This window comes from Hyphomonadaceae bacterium BL14, assembly GCA_027627705.1.
Lineage (GTDB): Bacteria > Pseudomonadota > Alphaproteobacteria > Caulobacterales > Maricaulaceae > Oceanicaulis.
In genome coordinates this window covers 608,319-625,103 of sequence record CP091242.1, presented here as the reverse complement: position 1 = coordinate 625,103, position 16,785 = coordinate 608,319, and the positions used below count along the sequence as shown (strand labels likewise).

14 protein-coding genes are annotated in these 16,785 nt (G+C 66.9%); 7 read left to right on the top strand and 7 right to left on the bottom strand.

Going from position 1 to position 16,785, the window contains the following annotated elements; all coding sequences use genetic code 11:
- Positions 1-4: 4 nt before the first annotated feature.
- On the top strand, positions 5-427 hold the full coding sequence (locus L2D00_02925; GenBank protein WBQ13651.1) for a type II toxin-antitoxin system VapC family toxin: 423 nt from the start codon (positions 5-7) through the stop codon (positions 425-427).
- 51 nt (positions 428-478) lie between these two features.
- Here the strand turns inward: L2D00_02925 and L2D00_02920 are convergent, their stop codons facing one another.
- Positions 479-1,615: an isobutyryl-CoA dehydrogenase gene (locus L2D00_02920; protein WBQ13650.1), complete on the bottom strand. Its 1,137-nt coding sequence runs from the start codon at positions 1,613-1,615 to the stop codon at positions 479-481.
- A 78-nt stretch (positions 1,616-1,693) separates the two neighbouring features.
- Between L2D00_02920 and hemB the strand changes: the two genes are divergently transcribed.
- Together hemB and L2D00_02910 are read left to right on the top strand one after the other, a co-directional pair.
- Complete coding sequence (gene hemB / locus L2D00_02915) at positions 1,694-2,677, top strand: porphobilinogen synthase (GenBank protein ID WBQ13649.1); 984 nt, start codon at positions 1,694-1,696, stop codon at positions 2,675-2,677.
- Entirely contained in the window at positions 2,670-3,806 is a 1,137-nt protein-coding gene (locus L2D00_02910) for a PLP-dependent transferase (GenBank protein WBQ13648.1), read from the top strand. Before hemB ends, L2D00_02910 begins: the two co-directional genes overlap by 8 nt.
- Positions 3,807-3,855: 49 nt before the next feature.
- Here L2D00_02910 and L2D00_02905 read toward each other — a convergent pair whose 3' ends face one another.
- Positions 3,856-4,647, bottom strand: coding sequence for a hypothetical protein (locus L2D00_02905; protein ID WBQ13647.1), 792 nt, complete (start codon positions 4,645-4,647; stop codon positions 3,856-3,858).
- Positions 4,648-4,734: 87 nt separating this feature from the next.
- Positions 4,735-5,706, bottom strand: a complete 972-nt coding sequence (locus L2D00_02900; GenBank protein WBQ13646.1) for a hypothetical protein — start codon at positions 5,704-5,706, stop codon at positions 4,735-4,737.
- A 222-nt stretch (positions 5,707-5,928) separates the two neighbouring features.
- Here L2D00_02900 and L2D00_02895 point away from each other — a divergent pair, with 222 nt between their 5' ends.
- Both L2D00_02895 and L2D00_02890 read left to right on the top strand, forming a co-directional pair.
- Positions 5,929-7,668 carry an amidase gene (locus L2D00_02895; protein ID WBQ13645.1) on the top strand — a complete coding sequence of 580 codons (1,740 nt, stop codon included), beginning with the start codon at positions 5,929-5,931 and terminating at the stop codon, positions 7,666-7,668.
- Between the two features lie 19 nt (positions 7,669-7,687).
- Complete coding sequence (locus L2D00_02890; protein WBQ13644.1) at positions 7,688-8,320, top strand: glutathione S-transferase family protein; 633 nt, start codon at positions 7,688-7,690, stop codon at positions 8,318-8,320.
- On the opposite strand, the gene L2D00_02885 is transcribed toward L2D00_02890, so the two are convergent.
- Positions 8,317-9,492 (bottom strand): TetR family transcriptional regulator, encoded by a 1,176-nt coding sequence (locus L2D00_02885; protein ID WBQ13643.1) that lies wholly within the window; start codon positions 9,490-9,492, stop codon positions 8,317-8,319. The genes L2D00_02890 and L2D00_02885 overlap by 4 nt on opposite strands.
- Before the next feature lie 355 nt (positions 9,493-9,847).
- Here L2D00_02885 and L2D00_02880 point away from each other — a divergent pair, with 355 nt between their 5' ends.
- Together L2D00_02880 and L2D00_02875 are read left to right on the top strand one after the other, a co-directional pair.
- Positions 9,848-12,400, top strand: coding sequence for a TonB-dependent receptor (locus tag L2D00_02880; GenBank protein ID WBQ13642.1), 2,553 nt, complete (start codon positions 9,848-9,850; stop codon positions 12,398-12,400).
- A gap of 60 nt (positions 12,401-12,460) precedes the next feature.
- Entirely contained in the window at positions 12,461-13,504 is a 1,044-nt protein-coding gene (locus tag L2D00_02875) for a tyrosine-protein phosphatase (protein WBQ13641.1), read from the top strand.
- Between the two features lie 120 nt (positions 13,505-13,624).
- Here the strand turns inward: L2D00_02875 and L2D00_02870 are convergent, their stop codons facing one another.
- From L2D00_02870 to L2D00_02860, 3 genes are read right to left on the bottom strand one after another with little or no spacing between them, the layout of a single operon-like run.
- Positions 13,625-14,596, bottom strand: coding sequence for an Hsp33 family molecular chaperone HslO (locus tag L2D00_02870; GenBank protein ID WBQ13640.1), 972 nt, complete (start codon positions 14,594-14,596; stop codon positions 13,625-13,627).
- Positions 14,593-15,777, bottom strand: a complete 1,185-nt coding sequence (locus tag L2D00_02865) for an aspartate aminotransferase family protein (GenBank protein ID WBQ13639.1) — start codon at positions 15,775-15,777, stop codon at positions 14,593-14,595. The genes L2D00_02870 and L2D00_02865 overlap by 4 nt, the downstream gene beginning before the upstream one ends.
- A 52-nt stretch (positions 15,778-15,829) precedes the next feature.
- Positions 15,830-16,693, bottom strand: a complete 864-nt coding sequence (locus L2D00_02860) for an ABC transporter permease (GenBank protein WBQ13638.1) — start codon at positions 16,691-16,693, stop codon at positions 15,830-15,832.
- Between the last annotated feature and the right edge of the window lie 92 nt (positions 16,694-16,785).

The following is a 16,785-nucleotide window of genomic DNA, read 5'->3' as shown; positions in this document are numbered from 1 at the left end:
TCCGATGATCGTCCTCGACACCAATGTCGTTTCCGAGGCAATCAAGCCCGAACCTCACCCATTGGTTTGTGCGTGGATGGACGCGCACGCCGGCGCAGCGTTGTTCCTTTCCAGTGTCACAGTGGCGGAACTTCTGTTCGGTGTTAGCGTCCTGCCGGACGGCAGACGAAAGGCCCTTCTGGCGACCCGCGTCGATACGCTCTTGGACGAGTTCGCCGGCCGCATTTTGCCGTTCGACACGCCGGCGGCACAGCACTATGCCCACCTCGCCATCCGGGCGCGCGCGGCCGGACAGGGCTTCCCCACACCTGATGGCCATATTGCGGCGATCGCAGGCGCCCACGGGTTCGCCGTGGCGTCACGTGACGCCAGTGCGTTCAAGGCTGCAGGCCTGACCGTGCTCAATCCCTGGATCGACGCGCGCTGACCTGCCCTGGCGCATCAGCCTGCCCCGCTCGGCGAGCCGCGCCGCCTGACGCTATTTCAGCAAATCCTTGGCGATGATCACGCGCATGATCTCGTTGGTGCCTTCCAGAATCTGGTGAACGCGCAGATCGCGCACGATGCGTTCCAGCGGATAGTCCTTGAGATAGCCGTACCCGCCATGAATCTGCAGCGCCTCATTGGCGATGCGGAAGCCCAGATCGGTGGCGAAGCGCTTGGCCATGGCGCAGTATTGGGGTGCCGCCGGGTCCTTGCGGTCCAGCGCGTCGGCGGCGCGCAGCAGCATGAGCCGGCTCGCTTCCAGCTCGGTGGCCATGTCGGCGAGCTTGAACTGGGTGGCCTGGAACTCGGCCAGCGCCTTGCCGAACTGGCTGCGTTCCTTCGCATAGGCGATGGCAAGGTCCGTGGCTTCCGCCGCCCCGCCCAGCGAGCACGCGCCGATATTGATGCGCCCGCCATTGAGCCCGTTCATGGCGAACAGGAAGCCCTGCCCCTCCTCGCCCAGACGGTTGGCCACAGGCACGCGGCAGTCTTCAAAGCTGACGACCGCAGTGGGCTGGGAGTTCCAGCCCATCTTCTTTTCATTGGCACCAAACGACAGCCCCGGCGTGTCCTTCTCCACCACGATGGCCGACACGCCTTTGGGACCGTCCCCGCCCGTGCGGCACATGACGATGTAGAGGTCGCTGGCCCCGGCGCCGGAGATGAAGGCTTTCGCGCCGTTGAGCACATAATCATCGCCATCACGCACCGCCTTGGTGCGCAGGCTGGCCGCGTCAGAGCCGGAGCCCGGCTCGGTCAGGCAGTAGGAGCCAATCATGTCCATGGCGGTCAGTTTCGGCAGCCAGCGCTGGCGCTGGTCCTCATCGCCCCAGCTGTCGATCATCCAGCTGACCATGTTGTGGATGGAGATGAAGGCGGCCGTGGACACGCACCCGCGCGAGAGCTGTTCGAAGATCAGCGCCGCATCCACCCGGCTCAGGCCCGATCCGCCCACATCCTCGCGCGTGTAGATGCCGGCAAACCCCATGGCGGCGCTTTCTTTGAGCACATCGACAGGGAAATGCTTTTCCTCGTCCCAGCTGGCGGCATGGGGTTTGAGCCGGTCGTCGGCGAACTTGCGCGCGGCGTCCTGGATCATCGCCTGATCTTCTGTGAGTTCGAACCGCATGGGAAAACCTCCTAGACAAGGGGCGCGCCGCCGGGTGTTCTGCGCCAACCAAAGCTTCGCAACGCGAGATACACCGACATGGCCCAGTTTCCCACCACCCGTCTGCGCCGCATGCGCCAGCATGACTGGTCGCGCCGGCTGATGCGCGAGAACAATCTGACCCCGGACGATCTGATCTGGACGCTGGTGGTCACCGACAAGGCGCACAGCGAACCGGTGGCCTCCATGCCCGGTGTCACGCGGCTCACCGTGGCCGATGCGGCCAAAGCCGCTGTGGAGGCGCGCGCCCTGGGCATTCCGGCCATCGCCGTGTTTCCCAATGTGGACGCCGCCAGAAAGAATGCGCACGGCAGCGAGGCAGACAATCCCGACGGTCTGGTGGCTCACGCGATCAAGGCGATGAAGGACGCCGCGCCCGAGGTGGGTATCATCTGCGATGTGGCGCTCGATCCCTTCACCGATCACGGCCATGACGGGCTGCTTGAGAACGGGGTGATCGTGAACGACGCCACGGTGGAGCGCCTGTGCGCGCAGGCCCTGACCCAGGCGCGGGCCGGCTGCGACGTGATCGCCCCGTCCGACATGATGGACGGGCGCGTGGGCGCCATCCGTGCAGCGCTGGACGCCGAAGGCTTCCAGCATGTGATGATCCTGTCCTACGCGGCCAAATACGCCTCGGCCTTCTACGGCCCCTATCGCGACGCCATCGGCAGCTCGGTGGCGCTGAAAGGCGACAAGAAGACCTATCAGATGGACCCGGCCAATACCGACGAGGCCCTGCGCGAGGTGGAGCTCGACATCGCCGAGGGCGCCGACATGGTGATGGTCAAGCCGGGCATGCCCTATCTCGACATCGTGGCGCGGGTGAAGAGCGCCTTCGCCCTGCCCACCTATGTGTTCCAGGTCTCTGGTGAGTACGCCATGATCCAGGCCGCCGCCGCCAATGGCTGGATCGATGGCGAGCGGGCGATGCTGGAAAGCCTGCTGGCGTTCAAACGGGCCGGCGCAGACGGCGTGCTGACGTATTTCGCGCCGAGGGCGGCGAAAATCCTCAATGGCTAAACGCCCCGAAACCCTCGCCGCGCAGGCGCTGCACCGGATCGATGCCGAAACCGGCGCGGTGATCCCGCCCATCCACACCGCGACCACCTATGCGCGGGGCACCGGCAACGCCCTGATCGGCGCCCATGATTATCTGCGCCCGGAAGGCCCGACCCAGGCCCATGCCGCGGACATCCTCGCCGCGCTGGAAGGCGGCGCGGGCGCGCGCCTGTTCGCCTCGGGGCTGGCGGCCGCCATGGCGGTGTTCGCCACATTGAAACCTGGTGCCCATGTGGTGGCGCAGACCAAGATGTATTACGGGGCGAAGAAGCTCCTCCAGCATCTGGAAGCCAAAGGCGCCCTCACCCTTACCCTGTTCGATCCGGACGATCCCGATGCGCTGGCCGACGCCGTGCGCCCGGGCACGACGGAGCTGGTGTGGATCGAGACGCCGGCCAACCCGCTCTGGTCGCTGGTGGATATCGCGCGCGCCGCTGACATCGCCCATGGCGCCGGCGCGGTACTGGCCGTCGACGGCACCTGCGCCCCGCCCTGCACCACGCGCGCGCTGGATCTGGGCGCCGATCTGGTGATGCATTCAGCCACCAAATATCTCAACGGCCACAGCGATGTGCTGGCGGGCGCGGTAGTCACCCGCGCGCAGGACGAACGCTGGCAGGCGCTGTGTGATCATCACAGCCTCACCGGCGCCGTGCCCGGCGCGTTTGAATCCTGGCTGCTGATCCGGGGCCTGCGCACCCTGTTCGTGCGGTTTGACCGCCAGAGCGCTAATGCCCTGCAGCTGGCGCAGGCGCTGACCGGCCATGCGGCCGTCTCCCACGTGCTCTATCCCGGCCTGCCCGGCCATCCCGGACACGCCATCGCCGCACGCCAGATGACCGGCGGGTTTGGCGGACTTTTATCGATCCGCCTGAAAGGCGGCGCGCAAGCCGCTGCGCGCCTGTGCGCCAGCACCCATGTCTTCATCCAGGCCACGTCGATTGGCGGGGTGGAAAGCCTGATCGAACACCGCAAACCCATCGAAGGCCCGTTGAGCCCCACCCCGGACGATCTGGTGCGCCTGTCCTGCGGCATCGAAGCGGCCGACGATCTGATCGGGGATGTGCTGGAGGCGCTGGGGCGGGGGTGAGGCTGGGTGCCTCAGCAAAGCTTGAGGATGTGCGTTCTTCCGTGCCCCCTCAAAACTCCGTCCAGCGATCCCGCACGCCCAGCTCGACGAACACCGCCTGCCAGTGGGCGCGGATGAGGGTGCGTTCCTCGGCGTTCCAGCCGGGCTGGTCCACGTAATAGACGTCCAGCTCCAGCCCGCGCAGCCCGTCGCCGTATTCATTGCGGATGGCCTGCGCCACCTGATCGGGGGCGGGCAGGCGGTTGCGCAAATCCTGGCGCGTCGGGCTGTAGACGGTGTAGAGCCGCGTGTTCTGGAACATGTCGGAGATCAGCACGATGCGCCGGCGCGGAACGGTGGGGTCGAACTCAGGCCGGGTGGTCAGCTCGGCCAGCGATTCCAGCAGCGGGGTGATGGGCGACTCAATCAGGTCGAACAGGCCTTCCAGCGCCGCGTCCAGCGGCCGGTCGAACAGAGCCTCGTAGCGCGCCTGCACGCGCTGGGGGTTGCGGTAGAGCGGGTTGATCTGGTCGCCGCGGCCCGGATTGCACACCGAGAACCGGTTGGTGTTGCGGATCTCGCCGCGATGATTGAGCTCATACACCGACAGGCGCTCGCCAATGGCCAGGCCATTGCGCGCGTTCACAATGGTCTGGCGGATCTGGTCGGCCTGGGCGGGGGTGTAGATCACTTCGGTGCGGTCGATCATGACCACCACATGGGGCGGGGTCTCGCCGGCCAGGCACAGCGTCTCGGGATCGTATTCCGCAGGCTGCAGGCTGATCGCCGCATAGCTGATCGCGCCCAGCATCCCGATCACCACGGCTATGTTGAAAAAGCCTATCAGGTCTTTCGAGCGCATGGCGTACTCCCCCGTCGTCCGCTGGCGTTAACTGTGAGCATGGGGCACCGGGGCGCTCAGCGCCAGCCCCGGCCCGTCACATTCGGCCTAGCGGCGCACGTAAGGCGGCGGCTCGGAGTCATAGGCCGTGTCCGGCCCGTTCGCGGGCCCGGCCTTGCCCTGCGCCATGCGCTCATAGCGCGCCGCAGAGCCGGCATAGTCGCGGGCGAAGAACTCGTCCATGTCGATCTTGAGGCCCTCGGCCAGCTCCAGCGTGCGCAGGTCCGCGTCTTCCTTGCGGTATTGACGCTTCATCACTTCAGACAGATGGGCCGAGGCCGCCACCGCCCGGCGCTGTACCGCGCCATAGCCGATCAGGGAATCGTCAAACGTGGCACCCTTGAACGCGGCAATGGCGGCAAACGTGATGCCCAGGATAAACAGCAACAGGGCTTCGAGCGTCTCGAACGGCTGGAAGGTCAGCGCGCGGGTCACCGGGGTGAGAATCTCGCCATTGGGCGCAAACTCGCCGGTCATCACCATCGCCGCAGCCTGCAGCTCCAAGAGGTCGCGGTAGTGCGCGGCCGAGAAGTTCAGGAACACGATGAAGGCCACCGCCAGCGGCACGCCCACCACCGCCACCCAGAAGGAGAAGGGCCGGCTGACCGGGTTCTGCAACAGGCGCAGGCCCAGAAAACCGATCAGGAAGAAGGCCGCGATGACATTGGTGAAGGCCACGGTGATCGCCTGGATCCACCCGCCCAGCAGGCCCAGATCCGAGCCCTTGGAGAAGAAATACGCATTGGCCAGCCCCTCGAACAGCACCAGGGCGGCCAGAATCGAGAAATGCATGATGTGGCTGTCCGGATAGGACGCCGCGCGCGTCACCTTGTGGCGGGCGCGAAAGTCGGTGTAGGCGGAAAACGCGGCTGCCGCATTCTTCCACGCCGCGTCCAGCCGGTTGTCGACCCCGGGGCGCGCATCCAGCGTCAGCCCGTCCGGTCCTTGCGTATCCGCGGTCTGGCCCGGTGCCAGATAACGCGGCCTCTGGCCTTGCCGGCTATTGATTCCATCACGCATATTCAGCCCCTTTGACAGTCGGAAGACACCCAGCGCCCGTGCATTAACCAAACAGCAGAATCGTCCAGAACGAAGGCAGTCTTTGAAGAATTTTGCGCCATTCCCGCCACAATTGGGTTTTGAGCCCGATGACTTGACGCCCGCCGCAATGCAGCCGTTCATGAACCTTAACGCCGCGCCGGGTGAATGCCCGGTGAACAGGGACACACAGGGGACGCCGCCATGACCAAACACATGCCTGATCCACGCGCGACACGCCGCGGCGTGCTCGCCCTGATGGCCGGCGCCGGCGCAGGCGGTGCGCTCGCCGCCTGTTCCCAGCCCGCCCCTGGGCGCCCCGAAGGTCTGAGCGCACAGACGCTGGCCTGCGCCGAAACGCTGTCGGGCGTGGCCTACACACCGGCCGAGCGCGCGCAGATGCTGACCGGGCTGGAGGCGTGGCAGGCGCGCGCCGAACGCCTGCGCGCCCTGGAAAAACCCAATGGCCTGCATCCGGGCCTGATCTTTGATCCGCGCCTGCCCGGACGCACGTTTCGCGAACAGGCCAATGCCGTCAGCGGCCTGCCGGCTGATCCCGGTCCCCTGCCGTCCGATCCGGCCGGCATCGCCTATGCGCCGGTCTGGCGCCTCGCCGGCTGGATGGCGTCCGGCGCCATCACCAGCGTGCAGCTGACCGAGATTTATCTGGCCCGCATCGAGGCCCACGCCGGGCAGCTGGAATGCTTCGTCCATGTCAGCGCGGACCGCGCCCGTGCCGAAGCCGCCGCCCGCGACAGCGAACGCGCGGCGGGCCAGGTGCGCGGACCCCTGCATGGCGTGCCCTATGCGCTCAAGGACATTATCGACGTCGAAGGCCTGCCCGCCACCTGGGGCGCCAGCGTGTATGCGGACCGCATCGGCGGCGAAACAGCGGTGATCGCCCGGCGTCTGGACGCTGCAGGCGCGGTGCTGCTGGGCAAGGCGACCAGCGGGGCGATCGCGTATGGCGATATCTGGTATGACGGGGTGACGCGCAATCCGTTCAATCCGGCGGAAGGCAGCTCCGGCTCCTCGGCCGGTCCGGCCTCGGCCACGGCGGCGGCCCTGTGCGCCTTTGCCATCGGGACCGAGACGCTGGGCTCCATCGTTTCGCCCTCGCACCGCTGCGGATCGACCGGCCTGCGGCCCACGTTCGGGCGGGTGGCGCGCACCGGTGCCATGGCGCTGTGCTGGTCGCTCGACAAGATCGGCCCCATCGTGCGCTCGGTGCCCGACGCGGCGCTGGTGCTGGCCGCGATCAATGGCGGCGATGACGGCGATCCGGCCAGCCGCGATACCGGCTTTGAAGCCGATTTCGCCCGCGACCTTTCCGGCTTGCGCGTCGGCTATAACGCAAGCTGGTTTGAAGGTGCCGCCGATCCCGACCGGGCCGCGCTGGAGGCGGCGCGCAGCCTGGGCGTGACGCTGGTCCCGTTCGAGGTCGATGACCGGCCCTGGGACGCCATGCTGATGCAGCTTGAGGCCGAGGCGGCCGCAGCCTTCGAGCATCTGACGCTGCAGGACCTGGATGACCGCCTGCGCTGGCAGGATGATGCGGCCTGGCCCAATACCTGGCGGCGCACGCGCTTTCTGTCTGCGGTGGATCTCATCAATGCCGACCGGCTGCGCCGCGAGGCCATGGAGATGATGGATGCCCGGTTTGCAGACCTCGACGCCGTGATCGGGCCGAACTTCGCCGGGGCGATGCTGCTGATCACCAATTATACCGGCCACCCCCAGCTGGCCTTCCGATCGGGCTTCACCGAGGCGCCCACGCGCACGATTTTCGGCCAGCCGGCCGATGAAAGCGGCATCTTGCACCGCGTGCCTTACGCCACCAGCCTGTGGGCGCCGCTCCATGAAGAGGGCGTGATCCTCGCGCTGGGCACCGCCATCGAGGCACGCCTGGGCGTCGCGGACGAGCGCCCGGCGCAATTTTCCTGACACGCGGAGCCTGATCCCGATGATGACTTTCTATGACTGCGCCACCGCCCCCTCGCCCCGGCGCGCGCGCATGGTGATCGCGGAAAAGCGCGTGGATGTGGCGCGGGTGGAGATTGATCTGCGCTCCGGCGCGCACTTCGCCCCGGAATTCCAGACCATCAATCCGCGTTGCACCGTGCCGGTCCTGGTGACCGAAGAGGGCGAGGCGCTGTGCGATAACGCGGCCATCGTGCGCTATCTCGAAGCGCTCTATCCCGACCCGCCTTTGCTGGGCCGGTCGCCCCTGGAGCAGGCGCGCACGGCGGAATGGGTCTGGCGGGTGGAGAGCGAAGGCCTGATGGCGATCATGGAGGTGTTGCGCAACACCTCCAAGGCCCTCAAAGACCGCGCTCTGCCGGGCCCGGACCCGGTTGCGCAAATCCCCGAGCTTGCCGACCGCGGCCGCGCCCGCGGCCAGCGGTTTTTCACGGTTCTTGACGAACGCCTGCGCGACACCCCCTGGCTCGCGGGGGACGCCTTCAGCTTCGCCGACATCTCCGCCCTGGTCTTCGTGGATTTTGCAGGGTGGGTGAAGATGGAGCCTGCACCGGAGCTGGAGGCGCTGGCCGCGTGGCGCGAGGCCTGCCGGGCAAGGCCAAGCGGGCAGGTCTAGCCCGGCCCCAGCAGGTTAAGCCGGCCGAGCGTCCTGCCACGGACAAACGCGGCGCGCTCCCCGGGCGGCGTCAGGCGCAGGCGGGCCAGCATCCCGAACGTACACAGCGACCAGACGAAGGCATCGGTGCGCGTGACCGCCGCGGGCGGCTCGGCCACGGCGCGCAATACGGCCAGGGACGTCTCGCCGCGCATGGCCACCAGAGACCGGGCGAGTCCCGACAGAGCCGCGTCGGTCTGGGCGAAAATGACCAGCTCCTCCATGATCAGCATGGATACGGCGATATCCCCGTTTGCCGTCAGCAGGCTGGACGCGCTGCCCTCGGCCAGCTGGCTGCGCGTCATCCGCCATGTGCCGCCCGACTGGGCGCGCGCGCCTTCGGACAGGGCGGCGTGGGCGTGTTCGAAGGCGCAGCGCAAAATGTCCGGGCGCGAGGTGAAATGCCGTGTGGTGGCCCCCAGGGGCACGCCTGCCTCGCGCGCCAGCACGCGATGGTTCACCGCGTCCGCGCCGTCGCGCGCGACGATGTCCAGTGCCGCCTGGATGATGCGCTGGCTGGCGCTGTGACCGGGCGCAGCGGGCGGGCGCTCATGGCTGCGCACCAGAACGCCATGCAGGGCATCAAACAGGTCCGGGGCCGCATCGTCTCCGGTGCCCACCCCCGACAGGCGCGCGGCAAACCGCCGGGCAGCCAGATTGGCCAGGGTCAGGCCCGCCTGGTCGGACATGGCGGGCGAGACCAGCAGATCACACGACAGATAGAACTCCGCCAGATGGTCTTGCGCCTCGACACCCAGCTGGAACTGCGCCGCGATCTGGCCGGCAAAGGCCTCCACCGCGGCCATCCAGTCCTGTGCCAGGCCGGCCAGCCCGGGGACACGCCCGGCATTGATCCAGAGGATGCGCTCCAGCGCGACCGTATCGCTGTTCAGCGCGCGGCGCATGACAAAGGCAGACAGCCAGTCAGCCAGATGCTCCGGGCCGGTCACCGACTCGGCGAGCGCCCCGGCCGCATCCGCCAGCCAGGCCTGGTGCCGGACCAGCTCGTCTTCATAGACCGCGCCGATGAGCCCGTTGCGGTCCTTGAAATGGTAATTGACCAGCGACACGCTGACCTGCGCCGCCTCGGCGACGCGCCGCGCAGTGGCCTCGCGCAGCCCGTGCCGGCTCATCAGCATGCGGGCGGACGACACAAGGCGTGCACGGACTGAAGACGCAGGGTCACACAGCATGCGCGCACGCTAACGCCATTCACCGACCCGCGCCAGCACGCGCGCCCTTCGGTACATTCGTTCGAATTTGCCCATTTTATTACAGCGTGACGCCGCCGCTTCACAATGCGCGGGCGCGACCCAAGCACCGGTTTGGAAAGCTTTTTGTCGCGGCTAAACTGTCAGGATCAGGACATTTATTCGTAAAACTATCGCGAAATTGTCGAGAAAACGCGAAATTGTCGAGAAAAATTGACTCGGTACGTTTGTTCAATGGCGCGATATCGAGGGCTCCATTTGCGCCGGAGGGGCCCCCATGAAACGCACTGCCTTGTTCTTGAGCATATCCACCGCAGCCCTGATGACCGGAGCCGCCAGCGCCCAAAGCGCCGCGCCCGCGACCCAGGAAGATGCCAGCATGGACGTCGTGCGCGTCACGGCATCGCCGATCCGCGACTCCCAGGCAGCCTCGATCGCCCAGAAGCGCGATGCGGACAATTTCATCGATGTGATCGCGGCCGATACGATCGGACGCTTCCCTGACCAGAACGCGGCTGACGCGCTGGGCCGCCTGCCCGGCCTGGCCATCCAGCGCGACCAGGGCCAGGCGCGCTACATCAACTTCCGCGGCATGCCGGAGCGCTGGACGACCGTGGCGTTTGACGGGATCGAAGTGCTCGGTGCAGAAGGCGGGCGCGTGCCCCGGTTCGACTCCATTCCCACCGTGATCGTGGGTTCGATCGAGGCGATCAAGACCCTGACCCCGTCTCTTTCGGCCGAGGCTGTGGCCGGCACGATCAACATCAACACCTTCAACCCGTTCTCGATTGAAGGCTTCGGCTTCAATGGGGAAGCGGGCTATGGCAGCAATGATCTGGGCGACGGGCCCCAGCGCCAGCTGGCCGGCCGGGCCTCATGGTCGAACGACCGTTTCGGCGTTCTGGCGGCGCTGTCCCACTACCGCAATAATCAGATTACGGACAATCGCGAGTATTCCTATGAAGAGGTTGGCGGCGTCATGCTGCCTGAAGACCTCGATTTCCGCACGTACTCGCTGGAACGCGAGACCAATGCGGCCAACCTCCATGTGGAATTCCGGCCCGATGACGCAACGCGCGTGTTTGTGTCGACCCTGTACAGCGAGTTCATCGACCGCGAGACGCGCGACCAGTTCGTGTTCGATCTGGGCGGGCGCCCAGGCCGCGGCGTGCAGACCGGCACCGTGGTGGCGGTACCGATCCAGCGCCTGCTTCAGGACGGGCGCTACAACAACAATACCTGGACGACGACTGCGGGGTCTGACTTTGACGCTGCCGGATGGCGCGTGGAAGCCCGCCTGAACTATACCGAGACGGAAAGCTCCACGATCCTGCCCATCCCGCTGTCCGTTCTCGCTGTACCCAATGTCAGTCTGCCCACCGTGGTCTACGACCGCACCGACCCGCGCTTTGTGACGGTCAATCTGCTCCAGACCCGCTTCACCCCCGCTCCGTCGGTGGGCGGCCCTCTGCCCGCCATCCCGCAATCGGGTCCGCTGGCAGCCAATCTGTCGATCCTGTTTGGCGATGTGCTCGAAACCGACGCCTGGAAGCTCCAGGCCGATGCCAGCCGGGACATCGAGCTGGGCGGTCATGACACCACGATCGAGTTCGGCGTCCAGTACGACACACGCTCGGCCACCGGCGGCAATCCGGGCAGCAATCTGGGTGCCCTCCTGCGCCCCTTCCCGGCCTCGGTGAACATTGACGCTTTCCAGACAGACCGTCCGTGGACGTCGGACTTCCCGCGCGGTTTCGACGTCTTCCTGTATGACAATGAGGGCATTCGAAAAGCCTGGGCCGAAGCGGTGGGCGGCTTCAATCTGTCGATCGCTCCCGATCAGGCCATCAGCATCGAGGAAGACATCCTCGCTGCCTACGCTCAGGCAACCGTGAACTGGGGGCGGTCCACCCTGGTCACCGGCGCGCGCGTAGAGCACAGCGACTACACCACGGCCGGGTTCGCGGTGACTGCGGCCGGTCCCCAGCCGCTCTCGATCTCACAGAGCGATACGCGCCTCTTCCCCAGCGTGAACTACAGCTTCGACGCCAGCGAAACGGTCAAGCTGCGCGCTGGCCTGACCACCGGCATCAGCCGCCCGGACTACCGCGAGCTGCGCGCCAGCGCCGTTGTGGACGCCTCCAACAATGTGGTGATTGGCGGCAATCCGCGCCTGCAGGCCGAAGAGGCCTGGGGCGTGGACGCAGCGGTCGAGTGGTACCCCAATGCCGGCGGCATCCTGGCGGTCAGCGCCTTCTCGCGCTGGGTGGACAATGTCATCTTTGATGCCTCCACAACCCTGGCTGACGACCGCTTCGGCCCGGGCACGGCCGGCTTTGACTACGTCACCGTGGACAACGGGTCCGATGGCCGCCTGACGGGTGTGGAGCTGAACTATCAGCAGCAATGGACCTTCCTGCCCGGCCCGCTGGATGGCTTCGGCTTCCAGGGCAATATCACACTCATCGACAGCGAGTTCACAGCGCCCGACGGCCGCGCCCTGCCCCTGCCGGGCACGTCGGACCTGATCTACAACGCCTCGCTCTATTACGAGAATTACGGCCTGTCGCTGCGTCTGAACTATTCCTGGCGCGATGACTGGCTGTCCTCGATCGAGACTGATATCGACGCCGACAATTACTGGGGTGCCTACGAGCGTCTCGATTTCTCGGCCCGCTACCAGGTCGCTGACTTTGCGACCTTGTATTTCGACGCCAACAACCTGACCGACGAGCTGGGCGTGCGCTACCAGAACCGCGACCGCAGCCTGCCCACCGAGGTCGAAGGGTTCGGCCGCCGCTTCATGGCCGGCATCCGCGTCAGCTACTAGACACACCGCCAGGGCCGGGGGGCGCACGCCCGCCGGCCCACTGGCCGTCAGGAGGACATCATGCGCCTATGGCTCGCCTGCCTTTGCCTGGTCATCGCCGCCCCGGCGGTGGAGGCCCAATATGCCCTGTCGCGGTCCGATGCGGGGCAGCTGACCCTGTCCTGGACCAACGTTCCGGCGCCCAGCGCCATTGCCGTCAGCAGCGATCCGTCTGATTTTGACGCCGCATCCTTCATGCCGGTGGCCGTGCAGGGTCAGTCTGTTGCCATCCCGGCCGATGCGATCGCCGGGCGGCCTTATGTGCGCGTGCGCACGCCGTCAGGGAGCGAGTACACCGTGGCTGAACGCCTGCTGCCGCTGGAAGGCGGGAAGAATTTCCGGGATCTGGGCGGGTATGAAACCGCCGATGGCCGCCGCGTGCGCTGGGGCCGCCTGTACCGCTCGGGCGTGATGACCGGCCTGACCGACAATGACTACCGCTATCTGAGCGGGCTCGGGATCGGTGTGGTCTGTGATTTCCGTGCCTCCAGCGAACGCGGCGCCGAGCCGACCGACTGGCGCGCCGGCACGGTGGAGACACTGGACTGGGACTACGAGATCGACACCGCCGTGTTCGCAGAAGCCTTCGCCGGCGGCATGTCGGAGGCCAATTCGGCTGCTGCATTCGCCGGTTTCTACCGCGTGATGCCCACCGAGTTCGCCGGCCGGTTCGCGGCCCTGTTCCGCTCGCTGGAAACCGGTCCGCAGGCGACGACCTTCCATTGCTCGGCGGGCAAGGACCGCACCGGCGTGGCCGCGGCCCTGATCCTGAAGGCGCTGGGCGTGCCGCGCGAGGTGGTGCTGGCTGACTATGCCCTGTCCGACACATTCGTCGATTACATGGCCGATATTGAAGCCAGCCGCGCCTCGGTGGACGCGGACGATCCGGCCGCCTTCTGGGTCAATCTGCCTGATGAGGTCCTCGCGCCCTTCATGCGCTCGGACCCCGCCTATCTGGCCGCCGCCCTGGACCAGATCGAGGCCGACCACGGCAGCGTGGAGGCTTATCTGACAGGGGTTCTGGGCGCGGACCTGGAACGGCTCAGAGCGCTGTATCTGGAATAGGCACGGCATGCGGGGGCGCGACGGCGTGCCCCCGCACCGCCGGCTGGATGCACGCCCGGCGCACAGGGGCAGGACCGCACAGCGCCGCCTGTCAGCGCCGCGCCGCAGGCACCGCCCGCCTCAATCGTTCGCGCTGGCCGCAGAATCGATCTCGGTCGCCGTGAAGGACCATTCGCGATTGCAGTATTCGCACGTCATCGCCACCGAGCCGTCCGCCGCGCTCATATGTTCGCGGTCATCGCTGGGAAAGCGTGCCAGCAGGCGGGCCAGCGCCGCGCGTTCACAGCTGCATCGGCGCGGTGCGGGACGGCCGGGCTCCACGCGCACGCCGTCCTCGTGAAACAGGCGGTACAGCACCTCGCCGGCGCTGAGCTTGGGGTCGAGCAATTCGTCATCGCCCAGCGTCTCGAACAGGGCACGCGCGTGGTCGAACGCCTCCTGGCTGTCGCCGCGCGCCGCATCGCCTGCGATGCGCTGGATCAGCGCCCCGCCCGCGCGCCACACCGTGCGCCCGCCATCGAGCACTTCGCGGCCCACGGCCAGGCGCAGGCGCGAGGGCACCTGTTCGGACTGGTCAAAATAATGTTCTGCGCTGTCGGCCAGCGTGTCGCCGGTGATCAGGGTCAGGCCCTGATAGCGTTCCATGCCCGGACCGGGATCCAGAGTCATGGCAAAATGGCCCTCGCCGCCCAGCAGCTCGCGCGCGCCTGCGCGGCCCTCGGCTTCCAGCGCGGCCACGCGTTCGGCATCGTATTTGGCGTAGGCGCGCACGCCCTCACCCGGCACAAAATCGGCCACCACGAAGGATACCGCGCCCTCGCCCTCGATCTGGCGCCCGCCCGAGCTCGGCCCGCTGGCCTGGATGATCAGCTTGCCGTCAAACTTGAGCGAATCCCCGATCAGCACCACCAGCAGCGCCGCCTCGCCCACCAGGCGCGCGACGCTGTCAGGATAGGCGTGAGCGGACAGAATCGCGTCGGCGGCGGCCCCCAGCCGCACCATGCGCCCGCGTACGGGCCGGCCTTCCAGCTGGAAGCCGGTGACGCGGTCATCACCCGCGCCAGCCTCGCCCGGCGCGACGGGGCGCATCATTGCGGCTCCAGCGCGGTGAGCGCCGCATCCAGCGCTGTCACGGCCTCGCGCACATGGGTCTCGTCAATGATCAGCGGCGGCGCCAGGCGGGCCACATTGTCACCGGCCGCGCCCATCAGCAGGTGATGGCCGCGCGCATGGGCGGCCAGCTGCTTGTTGAGATAGCCGTCCTTGAGCTTCAGCCCGATCAGCAGGCCGCGCCCGCGCAGCTCGGCCACCTTGTCCGAATGCGCATCCACCAGACCCGACAGCTGCTGGCGCAGGGAGTTGGAGATGGCATTGACATGGTCAAGGAAACCGGGCGCGGTCAGCGCGTCATAGACGGCATTCCCCACCGCCATGGCCAGCGGATTGCCGCCAAATGTGGACCCGTGCGTGCCCACCACCATGTGGGCCCCGGCCGCATCTGTGGTCAGGCACGCGCCCATGGGGAAGCCCCCGCCCACGCCCTTGGCCACGGCCATGATGTCGGGCGCGGCCGAACCGGCCCATTCGTGAGCCCACAGCTTGCCGGTGCGCCCGGCGCCGCACTGGACTTCGTCATAGATCAGCAGAAGACCGTGCTCGTCGCACAGCTCGCGCAAGCCGCGCAGACAGACATCGGGCACGGCGCGCACGCCGCCCTCGCCCTGCACCGGCTCGACCAGGATCGCGGCGGTCTCCTCGGTGATGGCGGATCTGAGCGCCTCGTGATCGCCGAAGGGAACCTGGTCAAACCCCTCCATGCGCGGGCCGAAGCCTTCGAGATAGGCCGGATTGCCGCCCGCATTGATCGCGCCGAAAGTGCGGCCATGGAAGGCGCCGGTGAAGGTGATGATGCGGTACCGGTCCGGGCGGCCATGGGCGAAGTGATAATGGCGCGCGGTTTTCAGCGCGCACTCCATCGCCTCGGTGCCCGAATTGGTGAAGAATACGCGGTCAGCAAAGCTGTCGCGGCAATATTTTTCGGCCAGCGCGATCTGGCCGGGCACGCGGAACATGTTCGACGTGTGCCACAGCGTGTCAGCCTGGTCCTTCAGCGCCGCCACCGCCGCCGGGTGGCAATGGCCCAGCCCGTTCACGGCGATGCCGGAGATAAAGTCGAGATAGCGCGCGCCGCCGCGCGCATGCAGATAAACCCCCTCGCCCCGCTCGAAATCAATATCGGGCGGTGAATAGGTATCCATCAACGGTCTGGCCATGCGCAAAAGCCCCCAGGTTCAATCGTACTTCCCTGATCTAGGCCCCTTCGCCTCAGCTCTTCAAGCGCCAGCCCGAGCGCAATAGCAGATAGCACCCTGTGATCAGCACCAGATTGAGCCCCGCCGTGACCGCGATGCCGAGGCCCAGATGGCTGTCGCCCGCCCCGATAAAGCCGTAGCGGAACCCGTCGATCAGGAAGAAGACCGGATTGATATGGCTGATCGTGTAAAAGGGCTCGGGCAGGATTTCCACCGAGTAGAATGTGCCCGACAGGAAGGCGAGCGGCAGGATCACGAAATTGGTCACCACGGCGAGATGATCAAACTTCTCCGCCCACAGACCGGCCATGACCCCGATCACGCCCATCATCAGCGCCGCCGACAGGCCGAAATACGCCACCGCCCAGGGATGCGCCACGCTCATGTCGACAAACGGCGCGATGCACACCGCCGTGGCCACACCCACCAGTACGCCGCGAGTCACCGCCCCGCCGATGAACGCGGCGGCGAGCTCCGAGGGTGACAGAGGCGGCATGAGAAAATCGGTGGTGTTGTTCATCATCTTCGCGCCGATGAGCGAGGAGGAGGAATTGGCAAAGGCATTGTTGAGCACGCCCAGCATGACCAGGCCCGGTGCCAGGAAGCTGGCATAGGCCACGCCCAGTATCTCGCCGCGCTGCGCCCCGATGGCCAGCGAGAACACGATCATGAACAGGAGCGAGGTGACCACCGGCGCCAGCACGGTCTGGAAATGCACCTTGAGGAAGCGGCGCACCTCTTTCTTGTAGAGCGTCCACAGCCCCAGCCAGTTGACGGCGCCGAATGTGCGCGGGCGCGGGGCCGCCAGCACGGACGGCGCGGCCTTGGGCCGGACCGCGGCGGCAGGAGCAGTGGAAGCGGGCCGGTCTTCAGGCATGGGCGATCTCTCCAGGCGTGTCGGCCCCGCGCACGCACACGGCGCGGCACTGGGCATGAGTGGTGAGGAATACCATGACCCGGGTGCCTGCG